Origin of the sequence: Pseudomonas sp. K5002 (genome assembly GCF_013386655.1) — a bacterium.
Taxonomy (GTDB): domain Bacteria; phylum Pseudomonadota; class Gammaproteobacteria; order Pseudomonadales; family Pseudomonadaceae; genus Aquipseudomonas.
The window spans coordinates 1-699 of the sequence record NZ_JACARK010001560.1 but is presented as its reverse complement, the minus strand read 5'-3'; the positions used below and the strand labels follow the sequence as shown (position 1 = coordinate 699).

Genomic DNA, 699 nt, shown 5'->3' with positions numbered 1-699 from the left:
GCCCGGCTTGCGCACCTTTGACACTGGCCGCCACCCGGCCGAAATCCAATGCGTTCCAGGTCAGCCGCGGCAACAGCAGCCAGGTGCCGCTGTCCTTGCGCGCCAGGTGCCCGGGATCGGCCGCCGAGAACGACAAGTCGCCCATCAGGCTGAGCTTGGGAAACCAGTCGGCGGTTTTCTCGCCGATCTGCGCGTTGCTGGAAGCCAGTTGGCGCTCGGCCACCCGGATATCCGGGCGTGCTTTCAGGATCGCCGCCGGGTCTGCAAAGGGTACCTGGCTAGGGATAGCGGGCAGGGCGCGGGGAGTGTTGAGGCTCGCGTCCAACTCGCCCGGTTCCAGGCCGCAGAGCAGGTTCAACTGGTCAATCGCCTCGACGATTGAGGCTTGCAGCGGCAGGCGTTGGGCCCGGGTGTTTTCGGCCTGTGTCAGGACCTGCTCCAGCTGTAACTGCGAGGCCACGCCACGGCTGCGTCGCTGCTGGGTCAGGTCCAGCGCCTGTTCCTCAATCTCGACACTGGCGTCCACCAGTGCCAGTCGCGCCTGCTGGTCACGCACGTCGGCATAGGTCTGCACCACCTCGGCTGCCAGTTGCACCTGGGCATCGGCCAGTTGCGCCTGCGAGGCGTCGTTCTCCGCCTGGGCAGCCTCGATTGCACGCCGGGTGCCGCCGAACAGGTCGGCCTCCCAGCTGGCATCAA

Annotated in this window: 1 protein-coding gene; it reads right to left on the bottom strand. The window is 67.0% G+C overall.

Annotated elements, in window-relative coordinates:
• On the bottom strand, nucleotides 1-699 hold a 699-nt coding region (locus HX846_RS37930; RefSeq protein WP_178967549.1), incomplete at both ends, for a TolC family protein.